At 66.3% G+C, this 17841-nt stretch carries 17 protein-coding genes; 10 read left to right on the forward strand and 7 right to left on the reverse strand.

Features of this window, described 5'->3' with window-relative positions; all coding sequences use genetic code 11:
- Window positions 1-60: 60 nt before the first annotated feature.
- Window positions 61-984 (reverse strand): hypothetical protein, encoded by a 924-nt coding sequence (locus IEX41_RS11325; protein WP_188790361.1) that lies wholly within the window; start codon window positions 982-984, stop codon window positions 61-63.
- A 256-nt stretch (window positions 985-1240) separates the two neighbouring features.
- Window positions 1241-2509 (reverse strand): NAD(P)/FAD-dependent oxidoreductase, encoded by a 1269-nt coding sequence (locus IEX41_RS11330; RefSeq protein ID WP_188790362.1) that lies wholly within the window; start codon window positions 2507-2509, stop codon window positions 1241-1243.
- 244 nt (window positions 2510-2753) lie between these two features.
- Here IEX41_RS11330 and IEX41_RS11335 point away from each other — a divergent pair, with 244 nt between their 5' ends.
- Window positions 2754-3440: a fumarylacetoacetate hydrolase family protein gene (locus IEX41_RS11335; RefSeq protein ID WP_188790363.1), complete on the forward strand. Its 687-nt coding sequence runs from the start codon at window positions 2754-2756 to the stop codon at window positions 3438-3440.
- 274 nt (window positions 3441-3714) lie between these two features.
- Here IEX41_RS11335 and IEX41_RS11340 read toward each other — a convergent pair whose 3' ends face one another.
- The 4 genes from IEX41_RS11340 to IEX41_RS11355 form a co-directional block, all read right to left on the reverse strand.
- Window positions 3715-5076, reverse strand: coding sequence for a glutamine synthetase family protein (locus tag IEX41_RS11340; RefSeq protein ID WP_188790364.1), 1362 nt, complete (start codon window positions 5074-5076; stop codon window positions 3715-3717).
- A gap of 538 nt (window positions 5077-5614) precedes the next feature.
- On the reverse strand, window positions 5615-6940 hold the full coding sequence (locus IEX41_RS11345; RefSeq protein WP_188790365.1) for a TRAP transporter large permease: 1326 nt from the start codon (window positions 6938-6940) through the stop codon (window positions 5615-5617).
- On the reverse strand, window positions 6933-7490 hold the full coding sequence (locus tag IEX41_RS11350; RefSeq protein ID WP_188790366.1) for a TRAP transporter small permease: 558 nt from the start codon (window positions 7488-7490) through the stop codon (window positions 6933-6935). Before IEX41_RS11350 ends, IEX41_RS11345 begins: the two co-directional genes overlap by 8 nt.
- A 231-nt stretch (window positions 7491-7721) precedes the next feature.
- Window positions 7722-8735 carry a DctP family TRAP transporter solute-binding subunit gene (locus tag IEX41_RS11355; RefSeq protein ID WP_188790367.1) on the reverse strand — a complete coding sequence of 338 codons (1014 nt, stop codon included), beginning with the start codon at window positions 8733-8735 and terminating at the stop codon, window positions 7722-7724.
- 300 nt (window positions 8736-9035) lie between these two features.
- On the opposite strand from IEX41_RS11355, the gene IEX41_RS11360 reads away from it, so the two are divergent.
- The 9 genes from IEX41_RS11360 (at window position 9036) to IEX41_RS11400 (ending at window position 17038) form a co-directional block, all read left to right on the forward strand.
- Window positions 9036-9920, forward strand: a complete 885-nt coding sequence (locus IEX41_RS11360; protein WP_188790368.1) for an IclR family transcriptional regulator — start codon at window positions 9036-9038, stop codon at window positions 9918-9920.
- Window positions 9921-9942: 22 nt separating this feature from the next.
- Complete coding sequence (locus IEX41_RS11365) at window positions 9943-11115, forward strand: acetyl-CoA acetyltransferase (protein WP_188790369.1); 1173 nt, start codon at window positions 9943-9945, stop codon at window positions 11113-11115.
- Window positions 11112-12737, forward strand: a complete 1626-nt coding sequence (locus tag IEX41_RS11370; RefSeq protein ID WP_188790370.1) for an acyl-CoA synthetase — start codon at window positions 11112-11114, stop codon at window positions 12735-12737. The genes IEX41_RS11365 and IEX41_RS11370 overlap by 4 nt, the downstream gene beginning before the upstream one ends.
- Window positions 12734-13627: a DUF296 domain-containing protein gene (locus IEX41_RS11375; protein WP_188790371.1), complete on the forward strand. Its 894-nt coding sequence runs from the start codon at window positions 12734-12736 to the stop codon at window positions 13625-13627. The genes IEX41_RS11370 and IEX41_RS11375 overlap by 4 nt, the downstream gene beginning before the upstream one ends.
- 22 nt (window positions 13628-13649) lie before the next feature.
- Complete coding sequence (locus IEX41_RS11380) at window positions 13650-14438, forward strand: SDR family NAD(P)-dependent oxidoreductase (RefSeq protein ID WP_188790372.1); 789 nt, start codon at window positions 13650-13652, stop codon at window positions 14436-14438.
- Window positions 14435-15001, forward strand: a complete 567-nt coding sequence (locus tag IEX41_RS11385) for a gamma carbonic anhydrase family protein (RefSeq protein ID WP_188790373.1) — start codon at window positions 14435-14437, stop codon at window positions 14999-15001. The genes IEX41_RS11380 and IEX41_RS11385 overlap by 4 nt, the downstream gene beginning before the upstream one ends.
- Window positions 15002-15032: 31 nt before the next feature.
- Window positions 15033-15593: a PPC domain-containing DNA-binding protein gene (locus IEX41_RS11390; RefSeq protein ID WP_229673162.1), complete on the forward strand. Its 561-nt coding sequence runs from the start codon at window positions 15033-15035 to the stop codon at window positions 15591-15593.
- A complete protein-coding gene (locus tag IEX41_RS11395; RefSeq protein ID WP_229673164.1) occupies window positions 15577-15981 on the forward strand; it encodes a PPC domain-containing DNA-binding protein in 405 nt (134 codons plus the stop codon). The genes IEX41_RS11390 and IEX41_RS11395 overlap by 17 nt, the downstream gene beginning before the upstream one ends.
- A 130-nt stretch (window positions 15982-16111) precedes the next feature.
- The gene (locus IEX41_RS11400) at window positions 16112-17038 is read left to right on the forward strand and encodes a homocysteine S-methyltransferase family protein (protein ID WP_188790374.1); all 927 of its coding nucleotides are present in this window, start codon (window positions 16112-16114) and stop codon (window positions 17036-17038) included.
- 38 nt (window positions 17039-17076) lie between these two features.
- Here the strand turns inward: IEX41_RS11400 and IEX41_RS11405 are convergent, their stop codons facing one another.
- Entirely contained in the window at window positions 17077-17838 is a 762-nt protein-coding gene (locus tag IEX41_RS11405) for an SURF1 family protein (protein ID WP_188790375.1), read from the reverse strand.
- Between the last annotated feature and the right edge of the window lie 3 nt (window positions 17839-17841).

Consider the following 17841-nt stretch of genomic DNA (forward strand, 5'->3'; position numbering starts at 1 on the left):
CACCGCGGTGGGGCCGTCACGGGGGACGCATTGGATCTGAGCGGCGAAGCGCCCGGGAGTTCAGCGCTCCTGTCGGTATACGCGCTGCATGATGAGGGGCGTGAGGTACATCGGCACCTGGTAGCAGCCGATGAACAGCAGCAGGGTGTCCATCACCTGCGGTGGCAGCGCCACGAGGAACAGCGCAATGTTGCGGTTGCCAGCGCTGATCGCAAGGGCGGGCAGAGTGGCGGGGGCGACCTTTCCGCGTCCGAGCCAGGCCAGCGTCAGTTGCGGCCCGAGGTTTGCCGCCAGTGCCAGCGCCATCCACCCGGCCAGTTCCACCGGGCGGTGGATCAGGGCGGGGCCCACTTCGGACATCAGCCCCAGCACCATCACGGTCATGGTGATCGCCGACAGACCGTCAATCCGGGTGCGCCCTTTATCCGTCAGCTCGCGCAGGGGCCACGTGCGCAGCGCAAAGGCCAGCCCTGCCGCCAGCCCGATCGTGGCCAACAGCTTGAGCACGGAGGCGGTCACCGCCTCGGCGCTGCCAAGCACCGGGAGGCCCCAGAACACCGGCACAACGGTCAGCGGCAGCACCGCCGTTCCGAAGATCAGCAGCCGCAGCGACGGCGCGGGATCTCCACCCACCATCAACGTCAGGTTGGGGCTTCCGGCGATGGGCGAGGCCGACCAGCCCAGCACCAGCGCAAGCGCCGCCGGGTGGGTTTCGACCCCCGCCAGCGCAAACAGCGCCAGCATGGTGAGGGGCATCGCCACCTGAAAACACAGCGCGAGAAGCGCGGTGCCGCGCAATTCGTGCAGCGCGCCGACCGCGCGCCTCGGGCCGATCCTAAGGGCGGCGAGGAACAGCATAAGTGCGACAAGCTCGGGCAGGAGGGGTCGTATGGCGATGGCCAGGGGCGGGATGGCAATGGCCACGGGAAGGCCTGCGACCAGAAGCCAGCGCCCGTTGCGGGCGCAGAAGGCAAGCGGAGACACGAAACGGTCCTCTTTGAATGGTGTCCGGGCGGGGGCATGGCTCGGTCCGGGCTGGCAACGGGAGCACGCCCAACGGCCATGTAGCATGTCGCGTCGGGCGGCAGCCGGGGAAGACCGGGGCGTTTGCGTGACCTCATAGACCGAAAGCCGGGGGAGGGTGAAGCCACTCCGGGCGCAGCCAAGAGCCTTTCAGGGGCCTTTTCTGCGGAACGCGAGGGGGCGCCCGCGACAGGCTCAACCAAGCCTCGTCATGGGCCTATCGGCGGAACCGGTCCGGGGCATAGGCCGCGACATCGGTGTTGGTGGCGGTGCCGGACACCATCCGGGCTAACAGCTGGCCGCTACGCGGACCGCCCGTCAGGCCTACATGGTCATGGCCGAACCCCACAAAGGCGCCCTCCACGGCTGGGGCCGGGCCGATCACCGGCAGGGAATCGGCCACCGAGGGGCGGAAGCCCATCCATTCGCGGGTGTCTTTCCACGTCAGCCCCGGGATGGCCGCGCGGATCTGCCGTTCCAGCAGGGCAAAGGCCGCGCGCGAGGGCGGCGCTTTCAGCCCGCCGAACTCCACGATCCCTGCAAGGCGGATGCGTCCTTCCATCGGGGTCGCCACGAACTTGCCCGCGGCGATCATCATCGGTGCGCGGGGCATTACCGACGGCTCGAGCAGTTCAAGATGATAGCCCCGTTCCGCCTCCATCGGCACGTCCAGCCCCAGCTTGCGGGCAAGAGGCCCGGACCAGATCCCCGTGGTCAGCACGGCGGCGTCGCAGGCAATGGTCTCTCCCCCGGCGCGCAGCCCGGTGAGGCGCCCGGCCGCCTGCGCCACGTCCGTCACCTCGGCCCGGATCAGCCTGCCGCCTTGCGCCACCACGTGATCGGCCAGCGCCCTGACGTAGGCACCGGGGTCCGACACCCGGCCATGATCGCCGAAGCGCGCCGCGAAGCCGAGGGTGGGGGACCAGATGGGATCGTAATCGCGGAAGGCCTGCCCTTCGAGAATGTCCCAGTTGAACCCGTTCTCGCACCGCACCTCGAAGCCGAAGGCGTCGCCCTCGTAATGGGCGCGATCGTTGTAGACGAAGAGGTAATCGTCCGGGTGCAGCCAGCGTTCGGCCCCGGTTCCCGTCGCAAGAGCAAGGTGGTCGTCGAGGCTGCTGCCGATCAGCGCAGTCATGGCGCGGGCGCGGTGGCGCACCGCCTCGGGCGTGGCGTGGGACATGTATTTCATGAGCCACGGTGCCAGTTTCGGCAGGTAGGGCCACTTGAGGAACAGCGGCTGGTTCGGATCCAGCAGCATTCCCGGGGCCTTGCGCCAAAGCCCGGGGGTCGTCACCGGCACCACCGAACAGGCGGCGAGCACGCCGCCATTGCCGTGGCTGGTGCCCGCGGCAGGGCCGTCGCGGTCAATGAGGATCACGTCATGCCCGGCACGCTGCAGCCATATTGCCGTAGACACCCCGACGATGCCCGCCCCGATCACCGCGACGGTCTTGCGTGTACCCTGCTGCCCTGCGCCGGTCATCGTCCCTCTTCCCTTCTGCGAGTCGTCGCCCCGCATTCGTGCCGGGCCTTTCGGGCGCCGATTGAGCGTGCAGGGCGGGGGAGTGTCAATCGTTGGTGTGGCAACAGTGGGTGGAGACAGGCAACTTCCTCGGGCGCGCGCGCCGCTCAGGCAGGCAAGGCTGGATTCCGGGGGGCACACGAGGCTATGGCTTGGCCCGGACCCGTGCCGCCGCTCGGCGCGCCAGACCCGCAAAGGAGCCCCCATGGCCCAAGACATACCCAAGGTCGAGCAACCCTCGGTTGCCATTGTCGGCAGCGACGAGCGTTTCCCCGTCCGCCGCATCTACTGCGTGGGACGCAACTACGCCGCCCACGCCCGCGAGATGGGCAAGGACCCGGACCGTGAGCCGCCGTTCTTCTTCTCGAAGCCGGGGGACACGGTGGTGCCGGACGGCGCTACCATTCCCTATCCGCCGCAGACCGAGAACCTGCATTTCGAGGCGGAACTGGTGGTGGCGATCGGCACCGGCGGCCGTGACATCGCCGAAAGCGACGCGCTCGGCCATGTCTGGGGCTACGCGGTGGGCAACGACCTGACGCGCCGCGACATGCAGGCGGTGGCCAAGGACATGGGCCGGCCTTGGGATCTTGCCAAGGGCTTCGACCGCTCGGCGCCCATCGCGGCGATGCACCCGGTGTCCGGGGTCGGGCACCCTGACAAGGGGGCCATCAAGCTCTGGGTCAACGATGACCTGAAGCAGGACGGTGATCTGTCCGAGATGATCTGGCCCGTGCCCGCCATCATCGCTTTCCTGTCGCAAAGCGTGGAACTGGCTCCGGGCGATCTCATCATGACGGGCACGCCTGCTGGTGTGGGCAAGCTGGCGTCGGGCGATGTCTGCCGGGTCGAGATCGAGGGGCTGGGCAGCCTCACGACCACCATCGCCTGATGCGCGGCGGCGCGCCGTCGCGGGGCGCGCCGCATGATTGGCAGGCTGCAGAGCCAACACCCTGACGCCGTGTTTCGCCGGAATATTCTTGGCTCCCAACGCGATCTGAGGCCTTCGGCGCAACGAGAACGGCCGGAAACGCGGTGTTCAGTTGCCGGGCTTCTCGGACGGCGACGTCGTCAGCAGCCTGTCAGGATATTCCGGCAGACGACGTTTGCCCGTCGTCCCTGGATGGTGGCAGGACTACCGGTCGGTCGCACGCACTGGCATGGGCTCAGGCCTTCTCGAAGCCTCGGCGCAGCTCGTAATCGGTGACCGCGCGGGCGTAATCCTCGATCTCGACCTCGGCGGCGCGGGAATAATGCGCGATGACCTCCGGTCCCAGCGCGGTCCGCAGCATCTCCGAGCCTTGGAACGCTGCCAGCGCCGCCTCGATCGTCGAGGGCACGTCCGGCGCGCGGTCGTCGCCGTATATGTCTCCCGTGGAGGGCGGCGCTAGGTCCAGCCCTTCCTCGATCCCCGCGAGACCGGCGGCCAGCTGGCTGGCGGCGGTGAGGTAGGGGTTCATGTCGGAGCCCGGGATGCGGGTTTCGACCCGCACCGCCCTGGTGTTCTCGCCAACGAGGCGGAAGCCCGCGGTGCGGTTGTCCACCGACCACGCGATGCGGGTGGGGGCGAATGTACCGGGCACGAAACGCTTGTAGCTGTTGATGTAGGGCGCCATCAGCAGCAGGCAGTCGGGCGCATATTTCAACAGCCCGGCCACGTAGCTGCGCATCAGCCCCGACATGCCGTGGTCGCCCTTCGGGTCGTGGAAGACATTGCGGCCGCCCTCGAACAGCGACTGGTGCAGGTGCGCGGCGCTGCCCACCTTGTCCGCCTGCCACTTGGCCATGAAGGTTGCACCATGGCCCTTCTGGAAGGCGATTTCCTTCACCGCCTGCTTGGAGATCACGTGCTGGTCGCAGGCCAGCATCCCGTCCGCGTAACGGATGTTGAGCTCGTGCTGGCCTGCCTCGGCCTCGCCCTTGGTGTTCTCAACCGGCACACCCATGGCATAGAGCGCATTGCGCACCGGCTGCATGATGTGTTCCTCGCGGGCGCCGAACTGGATCGAGTAATCCTGATTGTAGCGCACCAGCGTCTCAAGATCGCGCCAGCCGCTGGCGCGGATCTCGTCATAGCTGCGTGCAAAGAGGAAGAATTCGAGCTCGGTCGCCATCATCGGCTCGAATCCCATGGCGCGGGCGCGCTCGATCTGGGTCCGCAGAATCTGACGTGGGGACAGCGCGATGGGTGCGTCCGTGGCGGGATCGAAGAGATCGCAGATCACCAGCGCGGTGGCATTGAGCCACGGCACCGGGCGCAGCGTGGCAAGGTCGGGCTTCAGGGCGTAGTCGCCAAAGCCCTTCTGCCAGTTCACAGCGTCATACCCTTCGGGGGTCGCCATATCGAGATCGGTGGCGATGAGGTAGTTGCAGCAATGTGTCCCGCTGCCTGCACTGTCGAGGAAATGCGCCGCGTGGAAGCGTTTGCCCATGAGCCGCCCCTGCATGTCGACAAACGCCACGAGGACGGTGTCGATCTGTCCGCTCGCCACCTGCTGGGCGAGGCTTTCGAGGGTCATGATTGTCATGGAGGGTCCTTTCAGGGGCAGTGCATGCCGGGAAGGCGGCGCGGCGACAGTTCCGCCCTCGCGGCGAAGTGTCAAGCGGGGGCAGCCGTGTGTGGGCGACAGGCCCGCGCAGGACCCACCGGTGCCGTTCGTGATGTCCCTCGAGCTCGTCTCATGCGCCTTGACCCGTGCAACGGGATCGCAAGTGTCTGGAGGCGCTTCTCGGTAGGGGCGGGGATGTGGGGGAAGAGCACGGGCATGCGCCGCTGGCCGCTGCGCGGCTTCGCGTCTGCGGACCGGGGTAGCTGACGATGGGTGGCTGGCCCAGCTCTATCTGCACGACAGCGCGGTGGCCGGATCGCCATGTCTCCATGGCCGGAGGAATGGCGCATGCAGGATCAGATGGGGGCGCGTGGTGGGACAGTGCCGTGCTGCCGGGTCAGCCGATAGGCCGGGGGCTTCGTCCCCGTCTCCTGCGGCGACGCCCCCGGAGTATTCTTGGCAATGGCGGCGTCGGGGAAGGGGTGGCCGGGGCAGGTGGGCTGCCCCGGCGCGAGGCTTACTGCATCCAGGTGAGCAGGTAGCCGGTCAGTTCGGGCCATGCGCCCACCACCGCGATGCCGATAAGGCTCGTGATGAGGAAGGGCAGGGCCGAGCCGGCGATACGCTCGAGCGTGAGGCCGGTGATGTTGGCCGCCACGAAGAGGTTGATGCCCACCGGCGGGGTGAAGAGGCCGATGGCAAGGGTGATCGACAGGAAGATGCCGAACCACACCGGGTCCCAGCCCATTTCATGCACCACCGGCAGGAACACCGGCAGGCAGATGAACATGATGGTGATGGCGTCCATGAACATACCGGCGATCAGCAGCACAAGCGCGATGACCATCAGCACGAGGAACGGCGCATGCGAGAACGATAGCAACGCCTCGGAGTACTTGCCGACCACGTCATCTACCGTGACCACCCAGCCGAAGAGGCTTGCGAAGGTCACCACCATGAGCACCACGGAACTTGCGCGGGCGCTTTCCTTGACCACCTCAACCAGCGAGGTCAGCGTCAGGGTGCGGTATACGAAGAACCCCAGAGCCATGGCGTAGACCGCCGCGATGATGGCGGCCTCGGTGGGGGTGAAGATGCCCACGTAGATGCCGCCCAGGATCACCACCGGGGTCAGCAGGCCCCAGAAGGCGTCCTTGAAGCTGAGCCAGACCTGTTTGGCCCAGGGCGCATCACCGTAGGAGACCTCGGCCCGGTGCTTTTCCGCAAGCGCATCCGGAGCGCCGCCGGCGTGGCGGCGGGCAAAGGGCAGGGTGGCCAGCATCATGACGCCCATGATGATGCCCGGCAGGATCGCCGCGATGAAGAGGCTGCCGATCGAGACTTCGGCGATCACACCGTAGACCACGAGGCCGATCGACGGTGGGATCACGATGGAAAGCGCCGCGCCGGTGCAGACCAGAGCCGCGGCATAGGCGCGCGAATAGCCGTCATCGACCATGCCGCGCATGATCATCGGGCCGATGGCCGCCACCGAGGCCGGGCCCGAGCCAGAGACCGCGCCCCAGAACAGCGACACGACCACGCCCACGACCCCCATGCCGCCCGGGAGCGAGCCGATGAGGATGCGGAAGAAGCGCACCATGCGGTCCGCAAGGCCGGCGGTGCCCATGAGCATGCCCGCGAGAATGAAGAACGGGATCGCCAGAAGCGAGAACTTGGTGATGCCCGAAGAGATCAGGTCGCCCACGAGATCGAGCCCGAAGCCCATCTGCCACATGGCGTACATGGCAGACACGCCGAGCGAGAACGCCACCGGCACCCGGATCAGCAGCAGGAAGGCGAAGAGGATGAGCATTTGCGTGCCCGCGGAAATATCAAGCATCTGCGGCCTCCGTGCGGCGGGTGGTGTTTTTGCGCAGCGTATCCTCGGGCGGGGTGCCGGGAACGCGGGCGGCCTCGGCGATGAGATCGCGCGTCTCGCGGTGGTCACTGATGGTGAACTCGATTGTGCGGATGGCGATCAGCACGAAGGCGAAAGGCAGGGCGACCGAGTAGTACCAGGCCGGAACCCCGAGGCCCGGGGAGGTCACGCCTGACGCCAGCTGGTTCGCCACCAGCTCCCAGCAGTACCACGCGGCGAGCAGCAGCAGCACCACGCTGATGATGGCGGCGATGATCTTGACGATGCCTTCGACGCGGGCGCCGAAGAGCCCGGCGAAATAGGTCACCGCCAGGTGCTGGCCTTCACGGGCAGCCATGGAGGCACCGAATACGGTCAGCAAAAGAAAGCCGGTCAGCAGCAACTCCTGCGTCGAGGCGAAGGAATAGCTGGTCAGGTAGCGTACGACCACGTTGGCAAACCCGATGGCGGTCATGCCAAGGAAGATTGCCACCGAGATCCAGGCTTCGAAATTGTGCAGAAGTTTCTTCATGGTCTCCTCCCGAGACGGGCGTCGATTCGTATGAGCGCGCAGGAACTTTTGCCGGAACCGTTAGCGCAATCACAATCGGTTTCCCAGTGCGCTCCGGTCGGGTACGGGGCCCGCCATGCCTTGGGGCGGCGCTGTGGGGGATCGCCCGGCGCGGGCCTGCGCGCCGGGCCGATATGCAAGGGGCGCCGGACCGTGTTTCGGTCGACGCCCCCCCCGTGTCATCGCATGCGCTTACTGCGAAGCGGTGGAGCCGCCTTCGATGGTCTCCTGGAAGAGGCCCACGAGATCGGTACCGACCTTGTCCGCCCACTTGTCGAAGGCGGTCTGGGTGGCGCTGCGGAAGGCATCGAGGTCGGCATCGGTCGGCTCGTAAACCTCCATGCCCTCGGCCTTCAGGGTCTCGAGACCCGAGGCGGTTGCCTCGCGGGTGATTTCCTTCTGGTATTCCATCGCTTCTTCGGCGGCAGAAGACATCAGCTCGCGGGTTTCCTCATCCCAGCTCTCCCAGTTCTTCTCGGAGGTGGCGATGAAGATCGGGTCGTAGGAATAGTGCCACGGGGTGATGTACTTCTGCACCTCGTAGACACGCTGCGGGATGATCACCGCGCCGATGGGGTTCTCCTGGCCGTCGACCACGCCCTGCTGCAGCGCCGAGAAGGTCTCCGTCCATTGCATCTGCTGGGGGTTGGCGCCGAGCGCTTCCATCACGTCGATGTACATCGGACCCGCGACGCGCATCTTGAGACCAGAAAGGTCATCGGGCGTCTTGATCGGATGCTTGTTGTTGGTCACTTCGCGGAAGCCGTTCTCGCCCCAGGCCAGCAGGTGCAGGCCGTGCTCGGCGAGGATCTCGCCCATGCGCTCGCCGGGTGCGCCGGAGGTGGTCGCATCGACCTCGTCGTAGTTCGAGTAGAGGTAGGGTAGCGAGAACACCGCCATCTCTGGGACCAGCGGGGTCACGTTGATCGCCGATGTGACGACGAAGTCGATGGAGCCGCGGCCAACCATCTCGGCCTGTTTCATCTGGTCGCCGCCGGTCAGCTGGGCATTGGGGAAGATGCGGACGGTGGTGTCGCCGCCGGTGCCTTCCGAGACCAGTTCCGCGAACTTGTCCGAGCCCTTCTGCCAGGTGGTGGTGTCGCCGGTGTTGTGCGACAGTCGCAGCGTCTCGGCCGAAGCTGCGGAAACTGTGTGGGTGAGGGCCAGTGCGGCAAATGCCACCGCCGTCTTGCGCAGATAGGTCATGATGTCCTCCCTAGGATATGTCGAAATCCGGTGCTGTCCTCCAACAGCGTGCTGGAGTGTGTCCATAAGGTGGACTTCGATTCAAGTCGATTTGGTCAAGAATCTTCACCATTTTCGGCAATTACAATCATCTATCTGAATTTAAAGGTTAAATAAATCATTTGACGAAGCAGCATGCACGTTGTCATCATTTATGGGTGTCCACAATGTGGATGCATTGGGCGAAAATCACGGTTTCGTTGACTGTCTAATAAGGCAGGCCGCCCGAGGGGAGGAACATCGCAAGTTGAAGGTCGCAGCATGAAGCAGCCTAGAATCGCTCTTCCCGACCAGGGGCAGATCGCCGGGGCGCAAAGCGTGTCCCGCGCCCTTGGCCTGTTGCCGCTGCTCGGGCGCAATCCGGTGCATGGCATGGGCATTGGCGAGATCGTCGAGGAAACCGGCCTAAGCCGTCCAACCGCCCGCCGGCTGCTGCTGTCGCTGATGTATAGCGGCATGGTGGATCAGGATCCCCAGACCAAATGCTACATGCTGGGCGAGGAAATCTATCTGCTCGGCTCGCTTGCGGCGCAGCGGTTCGGGCTGCTCGACGTGGCCCACGACAGCGTTCAAAGGCTCGCTGAAGCCACTGGAGACACTGCGTTTCTCTCCGTACGCCGCGATGTCTTCGCGCTGTGCGTCCACAAAGAGGAAGGCGACTTCCCGATCCGCGTTCAGGCCTTGCAAGTGGGCTACCGCCACCCGCTTGGCGTGGGGGCCGGATCGTTGTCGATACTCGCCGCGCTCGACGATGACGAGGTCGAAGAGATCCTCGAGCAAAACGCCCGCCTGCTGGCAGAGGACTACCCCCGCGCCTCGGTGCCGGCCCTGCGCGATGCGGTGGCCCAGACCCGGGAACGGGGCTGGGCGCTTAACCCCGGCATGGTGCTGGCCAACAGCTGGGCCATCGGCCGCGCCATCCGCATGCCCGACGGGCACGCTGTCGGAGCGCTGTCGGTGGCGGCCATCGACAGCCGCATGAGCCCCGACCGCCAGCACGAAATCGCCGCCCGCATCGCCGAGGCGGTAGAGCAGGTCGAAAGCCGTCTCGCACGCCGTCACGGCGCCGGGCATGGCAGCAACATCCGCCCGCGCGACAGCGCGCAGGCGCCGAAATCAGGGTCCAGACCGCGTCACAGCGCCTGACCCAAACCAGGAGGAGAATCCCATGACGTTGGCACAGATCGCAGGCTGGGCGCACACGCGTTTCGGCAAATCCGAAGCCCCCGACACCGAAGCGCTGCTGGCCGAGGTGGTGCCCCCGGCGCTGGACCACGCAGGCGTACCTGCGTCCATGGTCGACGGCATCTTCGTCGGCTGCTTCAACAACGGCTTTTCGAAGCAGGATTTCATCGGCGCATTGCCCGGCATGGTGGCCGAGGATCTGGCGCTAAAGCCCGCCGTGCGGGTCGAAAACGCCTGCGCCACCGGGTCGGCCGCGCTGTATGCGGCGCTTGATTTCATTGAATCGGGCCGGGGCAAGGTGGCGCTGGTCGTGGGCGTCGAGAAGATGACCGCCCTGCCGACCGCGGACGTGGGCGATATCCTGCTGGGCGCCAGTTACCGCAAGGAAGAAGCTGACGTCACGGGTGGCTTTGCGGGCCTCTTCGGACGCATCGCGCAGAGCTATTTCCAGAAATACGGCGACCAGTCCGAAGCGCTGGCGATGATCGCGTCCAAGAACCACACCAATGGCGCGGCGAACCCCTATGCGCACATGCAAAAGGCATTCTCGGTCGAGCAGTGCAACACCATCAGTGACAAGAACCCCTACGTCGCGCAGCCCCTGCGCCGCACCGACTGTTCGCTGATCTCGGACGGTGCCGCTGCCATGATCGTGGTGCACCCCGACATCGCCGCCGATCTTGAGCGTGCCATCGCCTTCCGCGCATCGACCCACACCAACGACGTGTTGGCCCTGTCGCGCCGCGATCCAATCGCCTTCGACGGCGCGCGCCGTGCCTGGGCGGGATCGCTTGAAGAGGCGGGCATGACGCTCGATGATCTTGATTTCGTCGAAACCCACGACTGCTTCACCATCGCCGAGCTCATCGAATACGAAGCCATGGGCCTTGCTGAGCCGGGCAAGGGAGCGGACGTCATTCGCAATGGTGTCTCGGCGCGGGGCGGCAAGCTGCCGATCAACCTGTCGGGCGGGCTGAAGTCCAAGGGCCATCCCATCGGGGCCACCGGCGTGTCGATGCACGTGATGGCTGCGATGCAGCTGGCCGGCGAGGCGCCCGAGGGCGTGCAGGCCGAAAAGGCCAACGTGGCCGGGGTCTTCAACATGGGCGGCGCTGCCGTCGCCAACTACTGCTCGATCATGGAGCGTGTGAAATGAATGACATGAACTTCACCTCCCCCCTGGCGGACCCGGTGGGGGGCATCGCGCCCCAGACGACCCGGGTGGCCAACCTTGCCCATTTCCTCACCCGCAACGCGCGCCGTTACCCGGACCGCCCGGCGGTGATCTGGGAGGGCACGATCTGGACCTGGGCCGAGATGGATGCCCGCGTGTCGGCGCTTGCCGCGGCCATGATGGAACGCTTCGGCGTCACCAAGGGCACCCGCGTGCTGGTGCAGTCGCAGAACTGCAACCAGATGTTTGAAAGCATGTTCGCCTGCTTCCGGCTTGGTGCGGTCTGGGTGCCCACCAACTTCCGCCAGAGCCCCGATGAGGTGGCGTGGCTGGCGCAAAGTTCGGGGTCGACGCTGATGATCACCGGGGCCGAATTCCCCGATCATGTGGCGGCCTGTGACGGCATTGACCGGCACATCACCATTGGCGGTGACGGCGCGGATGATTTTGACACCATCGTGTCCGAATTCATGGGCGCAAGCGTTGCCAACGAACCGGTGGACCGCGACGATCCCTGCTGGTTCTTCTTCACCTCCGGCACAACCGGGCGTCCCAAGGCGGCCGTTCTGACCCACGGGCACATGTCCTTCGTTGTGCTCAATCACCTCAACGATTTGATGCCCGGCTCGAACGTCGACAACATGTCTCTGGTGGTGGCGCCGCTCTCGCATGGTGCGGGCATCCACCAGCTGGTGAACGCCGCGGCGGGCGGCGGCATGGTGCTGCTGCCCAAGGGCAAGTTCGATGTCTCCGAGGCATGGCTCCTCGTGGCCGAGCACAAGGTGACCAACATGTTCACCGTGCCGACCATCGTGAAGATGCTGGTCGAGGACCCTTCGGTGGACGAGCATGACCGCTCGAGCCTCAAGCAGGTGATTTATGCCGGTGCGCCCATGTACCGCGCCGATCAGAAATATGCGCTGAACAAGCTGGGCCCGGTGCTGGTGCAGTATTTCGGCCTTGGCGAGGTCACCGGCAACATCACCGTGCTGCCGCCTTCCGAGCATTTCGCTGAGGATGCGGACATGCGCGTCGGCTCCTGCGGGCACGAGCGCACCGGCATGCAGGTGTCGATCCAGGACGACGAGGGCCGCGAGCTTGCGCCCTTCGAGACCGGCGAGATCTGCGTCTGCGGCCCGGCGGTCTTTGCGGGCTACTACGACAACCCTGAGGCCAATGCCAAAAGCTTCCGGGGCGGGTTCTTCCGCACCGGCGATCTGGGGCACGTGGACGAGCAGGGCTACCTCTACATCACCGGGCGCAGCTCGGACATGTACATCTCGGGCGGCTCGAACGTCTACCCGCGCGAGATCGAGGAAAAGCTGCTGACCCTCGACGGGCTAACCGAAGTGGCGGTCCTTGGCATCCCCGACCCCAAGTGGGGTGAGGTGGGCGTCGCCGTCTGCGTCGCGCGCGAGGGGGCAACCGTGTCCGAAGAGGACGTGGTGTCGTTCCTGAAACCCAAGGTCTCGGGCTACAAGGTGCCGCGCAAGGTCTTCTTCTTCGACGAGATGCCCAAGACCTCCTACGGCAAGATCACCAAGAAGCTGATCCGCGAGACCCTCGTGGAGCGCGGGCTGGTAACGCTGGAGGCCGCGCAGTGACCGCTGCCATGCGCAACACCAGCCCCGCTCAAGACGCGCTGCCCGGGGTGAACGCCCCGCTGCGCCACCCCGGACCCGCCGCCGAGGCGCGGGTTCAGGCGGTGGCCACCCCCCTGCGCGAGATCGAAATCACCTGCGATGGCGAAGCCTCTCTGGAGGCGGCGGTCATCGCTGCGTTCGATGCTGCGGGTGTGAAGGGCGGATTCGTCGAGATCGAAAACCTTGCCTGCAGCTGCATCGACTACGTTGTGCCGGCGCTGTCGGAATTTCCGGACCGGCTGGCGTGGTATTCCGCCCCGCGCAGCCCGCAGGGGCCGGCGCGGATCCGGCAGGGCTACATGTCCGTGGGCCGTGACGGCGAGGCGGGCTTTGTCCACTGCCACGGCATCTGGACGTTGGCCAATGGCCGCCGGGCGCTGGGGCATCTGCTGGGCGGCCAGACCGTCCCCGAGGCCGGGCAGACCCTGCGCGCCCGGGGGTTCGAGACCGCCTTCTTCGACCGTCAGCCTGACGCCGAAACCAATTTCAGTCTGTTCGGCGCTGTCGGCGAGGATGCGGCCAAGCCCACGGCGCTTGCCGTCACCCTGCGTCCGAACGAGGACATCCCCGCCACCTGCATGGCGCTTTGTGAGCAGATGGGCTGGGACGGCGCGACGGTGATCGGCCTTGGCAGTCTCAACGGCGCGGGCTTTGCCGGGGACAGCATCATGCAGGACCACGTGTCGGAATTTCTCGTCCGTCGTGGCCATGTCAGCCCCAGTCACGCGGACATCGACATCGCCGTGGTCGACAGCAGCGCCAACGTCTTCGAGGGCATCCTTGCCACGGGGCAGGGGCGCGTCTCGATCACCTCCGAACTCGTGCTTCTGGCCACCCCGCCACAAGACTGACCCCCATATGGGAGGAGAACCCATGAGCATCGTAAAACCCATCCTCATCACCGGGGGGGCGTCGGGCATCGGCTATGCCACCGCCGAGGCCTGCCAGAAGGCGGGCTTTGCGGTCGCCATTCTGGACATGAACGAAGCCGCGCTCGAGACCGCGCGCGCCTCGCTGCCCAATCCGGACCATGTGCTGACCTGCGCGGCCTCCGTCACCGACGAAGCCGCGGTCGAAGCATTCTGCGACGAAATCGAAGCCAGCTTCGGCACGCTTTACGGCGTGGTGAACTCTGCCGGGATCGGGCATGACGCCCGTGCGCTCGACACCTCGGCGGACGAGTTTCGCCGGGTGCTCGAGGTCAACCTGATCGGCAGCTTCACGGTCTCCAAGGCCGCCGCGCGCCGGATGCTGCCGCGTGGCGAAGGTGCTGTCGTCAACATCGCATCTGTGTCGGGCATGATGGGCAACGTGGGCCGCACCGCATATGGTGCCACCAAGGGCGGCGTCATCTCCATGACCAAGGTCATGGCGGTCGAGCTGAGCGAACACGGCATTCGCGTCAACGCGGTCGCGCCGGGCCCGATCGAAACGCCGCTGGTGCGTGATCACCACACGCCGGAAATGCGTGCGGGCTGGATCGACACCGTGCCGCAGCGCCGCTACGGCACTTCCGAGGAAATCGCGCAGGCGGCTCTGTTCCTGCTTGATGGGTCCAAGTCGGGTTACATCAACGGGCAAGTGCTGGCTGTAGACGGCGGCTTTACCATCGGCGGCGTGCTCGATGGCGTCGCGCCCCGCAGCTACGGGATGGCCTCATGATCGGCTATGCCCTCGGAGACACGGCCCCGCGCGGGCCGGAAGACGGCGAGGCCTGGGTCGCTCCTACCGCCACGCTTATTGGTGATGTGCGGCTTTGCAACGACGCCTCGATCTGGTTCGGCGCGGTGCTGCGCGCCGACGACGGCATCATCGAGATCGGAGAGGGATCGAACGTGCAGGACCTGAGCGTGCTGCATGTGGACCCCGGCTTTCCCATCCATGTGGGGCGCAACGTGACCATTGGTCACCGCGCCATGGTCCACGGCTGCACGATCGGCGACGGCACCCTCATCGGCATGGGGGCGACCATCCTCAACGGTGCGAAGATCGGCAACAACTGCCTGATCGGGGCCAATGCGCTGGTGACCGAAGGCAAGGTCATTCCCGACAATTCCATGGTGCTTGGCAGCCCCGGCAAGATCGTGCGCGAGATCGACGAGGCCACGGCCGAAGGCATCCTCGAGGGCAGCCGCACCTACCAGCGCCGCTGGCGCCGCTTCCGTGACGAGATGAAACAGCAACAGGCCCCGGCTGACGGGGTCTTGGCCGCGGTCTCCGCCTGAGCGGGCCGCCTCAACGCAAGGGACCAGTCCCATGAACAAGTTTCCTTCGCGGCACCGGGCGCGGTCCATGCGCCACCCGGGCCGCTTCAACCCGGTCCGCATCCAGTCCGAGAGCGATCTCGAGGGGCGGCATTTCCGCCTGCTCCTCACGCCCGGCCAGTCGCTGCGCGATGCCATCGTCGAGCCGCTTCGGGCGGTCGGCGTGACCTCGGCCTCGACGACGATCCTTGGCGGGTTCTTTTCGCAGCTGTCGTATTGCGTGGCGCCGCCCGATCCGTCGGGGCAGGCGGTGATCGCCTATTCGGCGCCCATCGACGCTGGCCCGACCTGCATGATCTTCGGCAATGCCACGCTTGGGCTCAGCTCCGAAGGCGATCCGCTGGTCCATTGCCACGCCGCCATCCGCACCTCGGGGGGCGAGTATCGCGGCGGGCACATCCTGCCGGACCGCTCGATCATCGGGCCGACGCCGATCCCGGTTCTGGTCACTGCCTTCGAGGGCTTCAGCCTGCGCCAGAGCTTCGATCCTGAAACCAACATTCCCCTGCTACAGCCCTTCAGAGAGGACGCCCGCAATGAATCTCATGCCTGACCAGCCCGGATCCGTCGTTGAGAAGGGCCGCATGGGCCGCGTCGCCTATGCCCGTATCGCGCCCAATGAGGATCTCGTGCGCGGGATCGAGAAGCTGTGCCTTGCGGAAGGGTTCGAGAACGCCTTTGTGCGCGGCGCGCTCGGCAGTCTCGTGGATGCCTGCGTGCTGGCCAATGACGGTACCGAGATCCACGTCTCGGGGCCCGCGGTCGAGATCGTCAGCCTTGCCGGTGAAGTGCGGTCCAAGGACGGATCGGTCGAGGCGTCGCTGTCGGGTGTCGTGGCCGACCCTTCGGGGATCATCCACGGTGGGCCGTTCGTCTCGGGAGGCAACCCCATCTGCATGACCTTCGAGGTCACGCTGGAGGAATGGCTGCCCGAAGCCTGAGGCCTGAGGTCCCATTGGTCCTGCCACGAGCGGCGGCCCTTGGCAGGATGACCGGGGCAAGCTACCTGCGAAGCGGGGGCGGCGCGATACGCGGCCCCCGCTTTTCCCTTTTGACGGCAGGGGGCCGGACATGGTGCAGGGCGGCGCGCAGATCACCCTTCTTGATGGCGGCCTTGGCCGTGAGCTGATGCGCTTCGGCGCGGAACTGACCCAGCCGGAATGGTCGGCGGGGGCGCTCATGGATGCGCCGGACGCGGTGCGGCAGGCGCATGAAGCGTTCTTTCGCGCAGGCGCCAGCATTGCCACGGCCAACACCTATGCCGTCGTGCCCTATCACCTCGGAAAGGACCGTTTTGACGCACGGGGGGCCGAGCTGGCCGCACTTGCCGGGCGACTTGCCCGCGAGGCCGCCGAAGCAGTGCGCGATGTGCGCCCCGGGGCGCGGGTGGCGGGATCCCTGCCGCCTGCCTGCGGCTCCTACCTGCCGCGCAATTTCGACCCCGTGGAAGGCGCACGCATCCTGTCGGTATTGGTGAGCGCGCTAAAGCCTTATGCCGATTTCTGGCTGGCCGAGACCATGAGCAGCCTCACCGAGGCGCGCGTTACCGCGAACGCGGTTGCCGGCACGGACAAGCCGCTGTGGATCTCGTGGAGTCTGCGGGACGATCCCGGTGACGACACCCGCCCGCCGGCGCTGCGCTCGGGCGAGCCGCTGGTCGATGCGGTGGCGCTCGCGGTTGAACTGGGGGCGGGGGCGGTGCTGTTCAACTGCTCCATGCCCGAGGTGATGGAGCGCGCGGTGCGCGAGACGCGCGCGCAGCTTGATGCGGCAGAGCAGGCGATTTCCGTGGGGGTCTATGCCAACGCCTTTACCGCGCGGGGCGAGGATGGCGCCGCCAACGAGGTGCTGGCGACGATCCGGGACGATCTGTCGCCGCAAGCCTACCTGCGCTGGACCGAAAGATGGGTCGCTGCGGGGGCCACGATGATCGGGGGCTGCTGCGGGATCGGTGCAGAGCATATAGCTGCGCTGCAAGATCGCTGGGTCGCAGTATAGAGAACGCGCCGCCCTGTCGCGAGGGCAGCGCGCAAGGGTCAGCGGCGCTTCAGCTCGAAGCGCAGCACCAGCACGAAGGCAACCGCCACCACGAGGGCGAGCGCAAACCATGTGATGGCATAGCTCAGGTGCGAGTTGCGGAAGCTCACCACTGTCTGGCCGCCGCGCGGCCAGCTGTCGGTGGTCGCCAACTCTTCGTCCACGAAGAAGGGCGCTGCGTTCTCGAACCCCTTGGCTTCGGTGATCGACCCGATGTCCCGGCGATACCACAGCCCCTCGTCGGGGTTGCTGTCGCGCGAGAACAGCCAGCCTTCGCTTTCCGAGATCCGCAGCAGGCCGGTGACGGTGGTCTCGCCGTCGATGCGGTCGAAATCGCCGGTGAGGGCGATGTCCTGCGGCACGATCCCGCGGTTGACCATGACGATGCCGCCCGAGGTCAGCTCCATCGGGGTCAGCACCCAGTCGGCGGGGCCGTAATCGGAGGGAGTGTAGATCTGCACCTCCTCGTCGTTGAGATAAGTGCCGGTCAGCGTCACACTGGTGTATTCGTCGTCGCGGCTGACATCCTGCCAGTCTGATGCCGGGGGCAGGGGGACGGGATCGGCGGCAAGCCGGTCGTCGACCTGCGCGATGAGATCGGTCTTCCACGCGAGGCGGTTGATCTGCCAGACGCCGAGGCTGCCGAAGCCCCAGATCCCGAAAAGCGCGATGGCGGTGACGATGGCCAGCCGGATCTTCGCGGGGCGGGAAAGGGAAAGGCCGCCAGTGGCGGCCTTTCCTCGTTGGTCGGGGGAGGCCATGCC

This window comes from Salipiger pallidus (assembly GCF_014643635.1).
GTDB lineage: Bacteria > Pseudomonadota > Alphaproteobacteria > Rhodobacterales > Rhodobacteraceae > Salipiger > Salipiger pallidus.

Bases quoted from the DNA above. Each gene is read 5' to 3' on its own strand.
- IEX41_RS11330 (WP_188790362.1), bottom strand. From the start codon at position 2,509: ATGACCGGCGCAGGGCAGCAGGGTACACGCAAGACCGTCGCGGTGATC.
- IEX41_RS11335 (WP_188790363.1), top strand. From the start codon at position 2,754: ATGGCCCAAGACATACCCAAGGTCGAGCAACCCTCGGTTGCCATTGTC.
- IEX41_RS11340 (WP_188790364.1), bottom strand. From the start codon at position 5,076: ATGACAATCATGACCCTCGAAAGCCTCGCCCAGCAGGTGGCGAGCGGA.
- IEX41_RS11345 (WP_188790365.1), bottom strand. From the start codon at position 6,940: ATGCTTGATATTTCCGCGGGCACGCAAATGCTCATCCTCTTCGCCTTC.
- IEX41_RS11350 (WP_188790366.1), bottom strand. From the start codon at position 7,490: ATGAAGAAACTTCTGCACAATTTCGAAGCCTGGATCTCGGTGGCAATC.
- IEX41_RS11355 (WP_188790367.1), bottom strand. From the start codon at position 8,735: ATGACCTATCTGCGCAAGACGGCGGTGGCATTTGCCGCACTGGCCCTC.
- IEX41_RS11360 (WP_188790368.1), top strand. From the start codon at position 9,036: ATGAAGCAGCCTAGAATCGCTCTTCCCGACCAGGGGCAGATCGCCGGG.
- IEX41_RS11365 (WP_188790369.1), top strand. From the start codon at position 9,943: ATGACGTTGGCACAGATCGCAGGCTGGGCGCACACGCGTTTCGGCAAA.
- IEX41_RS11370 (WP_188790370.1), top strand. From the start codon at position 11,112: ATGAATGACATGAACTTCACCTCCCCCCTGGCGGACCCGGTGGGGGGC.
- IEX41_RS11380 (WP_188790372.1), top strand. From the start codon at position 13,650: ATGAGCATCGTAAAACCCATCCTCATCACCGGGGGGGCGTCGGGCATC.
- IEX41_RS11385 (WP_188790373.1), top strand. From the start codon at position 14,435: ATGATCGGCTATGCCCTCGGAGACACGGCCCCGCGCGGGCCGGAAGAC.
- IEX41_RS11390 (WP_229673162.1), top strand. From the start codon at position 15,033: ATGAACAAGTTTCCTTCGCGGCACCGGGCGCGGTCCATGCGCCACCCG.
- IEX41_RS11395 (WP_229673164.1), top strand. From the start codon at position 15,577: ATGAATCTCATGCCTGACCAGCCCGGATCCGTCGTTGAGAAGGGCCGC.
- IEX41_RS11400 (WP_188790374.1), top strand. From the start codon at position 16,112: ATGGTGCAGGGCGGCGCGCAGATCACCCTTCTTGATGGCGGCCTTGGC.
- IEX41_RS11405 (WP_188790375.1), bottom strand. From the start codon at position 17,838: ATGGCCTCCCCCGACCAACGAGGAAAGGCCGCCACTGGCGGCCTTTCC.